General features: G+C 43.1%; 5 protein-coding genes. 3 read left to right on the forward strand and 2 right to left on the reverse strand.

The genetic code is table 11. The annotated features are described in order from the left end of the window. Positions 1-505: 505 nt before the first annotated feature. A complete protein-coding gene (locus WBA89_RS29525; RefSeq protein ID WP_424411186.1) occupies positions 506-1,450 on the reverse strand; it encodes a metallophosphoesterase in 945 nt (314 codons plus the stop codon). Positions 1,451-1,579: 129 nt separating this feature from the next. After that, positions 1,580-1,789, reverse strand: a complete 210-nt coding sequence (locus WBA89_RS29530; RefSeq protein WP_424411188.1) for a hypothetical protein — start codon at positions 1,787-1,789, stop codon at positions 1,580-1,582. A 390-nt stretch (positions 1,790-2,179) separates the two neighbouring features. Between WBA89_RS29530 and WBA89_RS29535 the strand changes: the two genes are divergently transcribed. From WBA89_RS29535 to WBA89_RS29545, 3 genes are all read left to right on the forward strand, one after another. Then, positions 2,180-2,251, forward strand: a complete 72-nt coding sequence (locus WBA89_RS29535) for an element excision factor XisH family protein (RefSeq protein ID WP_424411194.1) — start codon at positions 2,180-2,182, stop codon at positions 2,249-2,251. Positions 2,252-2,258: 7 nt separating this feature from the next. After that, positions 2,259-2,441 carry an element excision factor XisH family protein gene (locus WBA89_RS29540; protein ID WP_424411190.1) on the forward strand — a complete coding sequence of 61 codons (183 nt, stop codon included), beginning with the start codon at positions 2,259-2,261 and terminating at the stop codon, positions 2,439-2,441. A 167-nt stretch (positions 2,442-2,608) separates the two neighbouring features. Beyond that, positions 2,609-2,938: XisI protein (locus WBA89_RS29545; protein WP_424411192.1), on the forward strand; the 330-nt coding region annotated here is incomplete at its 3' end.

Here is a 2,938-nt window from a genome sequence, read left to right on the forward strand (position 1 = left end):
CCCTCTCCCCCTCAATCACCATACACAATTGGGATGCACAACAGCTTATTAGCAATTTTTCTAAAAAAAAATATAAGTAGTTAGACAGAATTAATTACACAATGTCCTCCGCTAAGGTCGCGAAGCGTAATGAAGCAATCGCTTGGGTTGGGATTGCGTCGCACAGCGAACAATGACTGTAAATATTTTTGTCCACCTACTTATAATATATTTTTTTTAGACGTTGAGTTATAAGCTGGCACTCCACATTTTTTAGGGCGAGAGTATTGTTCTATGATTAATTTAAGCAAAAACCCCGCCACATAAGGGTTGTAAGAGATTGTAGCCATGTAAAAGACTTAGACGCTCCGGGCAAGTCTGACCTCGCAATGGTTTCAGACGGAACTTACCCCCTGTGCAGGGTAAGTTCCGTTTAATTCTTGAAATCAGTCAAGTTGAATCAGTCAACTTAGAAAATCTGGCTAAGTCCAACTCTAAACCAATGCCCTAAGTATTTCCCAATTAGTTAGACAGAGGAGCGAAGTGTGAATAAAGTGATCTCTGGTGGGCAATTGAACCGTATCGGTATGATGCTAAAACCAATTCCTCGGTTTACATAAAGACGATTTCCTGACTGCCCATATCCTTTAATCCAGCCGTCAGCGTGTACCTCATCCTCTTTAGCAAAAGTCATCCAACTCCATTCTGGGGTGAAGGGTAGACGAACTTGCCCACCATGCGTGTGTCCTGCCACAGCCAAAGGTGCAGTGTTAGGAGGTAACGCTTCAAAGGAATTTGGGTTGTGCATCATCACCAACCTTGGTGTTCCTTCTGACACCGAGTTCAGCGCGACTTTCGGTTGATCGTTATTTGGCCAGTGTGCGTCGATGCCTACTAGGTATAGGGGGGTGTTATCCGCCGTGTTTGCTGCCGTTTGGTTGCGATTCTCGGACGGTGCAATTGCTCTTAACGCTGGCTTGCCAATCGCAACCGCCTCGTTCTGGAGGACTTGTACACCCACTGATTCAAGCGCATCATGCAATTGACGCGCTAACTGTCTGTTTGGCGTTGCCTGCTTGCTGTCCATTGCATAGTCATGATTGCCCAAGACAGCATAGGTGGGGATGCCTGCTTCTGGAAGCGATCGCACAATTTCAACAGCCTTGTTAATCTCTTCGCTTGGATCTTCACCTGGATGGTAGATAAAGTCACCAGTAATTAGCACCAGTGCTGGACGCTCCTTGATTAATTGTTCCACAACGCGGTCGATGGTACTGGTGTTGCCCATCCACATTCCTATTTGCCAGTCAGCAATCAGTGCAACTCGCTTCCCTTCCCAAGCAGCGGGAAGATTAGGGATTTGTGCAACTTCCTCTTCTGTGTCGATTAGGTAGGGTTCGAGCAAACCCCAAAAGAGAATTGAGCCAAAAATTCCTAACAAACCTAACAACGTGTATTTAATTTTTTTCATTTTTGATAAGCTGTCTCATACTTTTAGAGAAAATTTTAAGCAACTGGAGTACGTGGCATTAATCACTAAAATGGGTTGGCCCTCCTTCGGCGTCATGACAAAGCCACTCTTTCCAACTGCTTGTGCCGTTTAGCTTCTGATCGTTACCTCTTTTCCGATGGTCGAATTTGGTGAAACTTCTGCAACATCTTCGGCAGTCGTGTTAGTTCTTCCGTCGGCAATCTTCCGATCGTTACTGCAACCAGGAAGCAACAAATCAGTTAGACCTAGAGTGAGCGTTCCTAGAGAAGCTCCTGTTCTTTTAGCCCAGCGGAGGCTGGAGTAACTTTGTTTAACCATGATTTTCCTTTTCGTAACTGTCGATCAATAAAAATAACAAACTGCATCTTGTGTATGTGTAATTTAAGGCGGACAGCACTTGATCTCTGCACTGCAAAAATTAAGGTCGCTTTTACAAACCTACAGATAAATAGGTTTCCTTCTTTCCACCTACTCGCACTAAAATTTAGTGCTTATCTGCAAGCAGCAAACAGTAAAACCGTCCAACTCATTTAGGATTCAGTAGAGGCTACTGTCAACCTCCCTTTAAACCTATTTGGATATAAAAGGAAGCACCTCTATCAATAGGGGGGTTTTTATCTCTAACTAATGGCAGATGTTTAAAAATATTGAAGATAGCTTCGCCGCCCTTGAGTTAAAATGTAGAAGATCAAATTATCTCGTCTCGCGATGCCAGCTAAAGATACCTACCATGATGCAGTCAAGCAAGCACTGATTAAAGATGGCTGGCTGATTTGCTGAAAACTATGTGCTGGAATATGGCGGGGATAAACTCTATCCAGATATTGCGGCCGAAAAGTCGATCGCAGCAGAATTGCATGGACGAAAAATTATTGTTGAGGTGAAGAGTTTTTTAGGGCGATCTTTCATGAACGATCTAGAAGGCGCTGTAGGGCAGTATATCATTTACCGCAATATCTTACAAGCCTAGCAATCCGAGTATGAGTTGTATTTGGCGATCGCCAATACAGTTTATAACGGTGGCTTTTAGAATAAAACTTCCCAATTAATTGTTGAAACTAATCGAGTAAAATTGCTGGTTTTCGACCCTGAAGTGGAGGTGGTTGAGCGATGGAAAAATTAGAGTAATATCGTCATTTGATTCGGAAAATTTTAAGTGATTATTATGAGTTGGACGCAAAATACACCAATTCATCGTTAGAAAATACGCTAATTTTTTACGGAGAACATGACCATTATTTATTGGTAGTAATGGGTTGGCATGGAGAAGAGCGGATTAAGGGAAATACTATTCATGTGCGATTGCGGGATGGTAAAATTTGGATTGAGGAAGATTGGACAGAAGATGGGGTGGTGACAGATTTTTTGCAGGCTGGGGTGTCACGGGAGGATATTGTATTGGCGTTTCATCCACCGCATTTACGGCAATATACAGAGTTTGCGATCGCAAACATTGTGCAATTCCAT

This window comes from Microcoleus sp., from assembly GCF_049646505.1.
GTDB lineage: Bacteria > Cyanobacteriota > Cyanobacteriia > Cyanobacteriales > Microcoleaceae > Microcoleus.

Bases quoted from the DNA above. Each gene is read 5' to 3' on its own strand.
- WBA89_RS29525 (WP_424411186.1), bottom strand. From the start codon at position 1,450: ATGAAAAAAATTAAATACACGTTGTTAGGTTTGTTAGGAATTTTTGGC.
- WBA89_RS29530 (WP_424411188.1), bottom strand. From the start codon at position 1,789: ATGGTTAAACAAAGTTACTCCAGCCTCCGCTGGGCTAAAAGAACAGGA.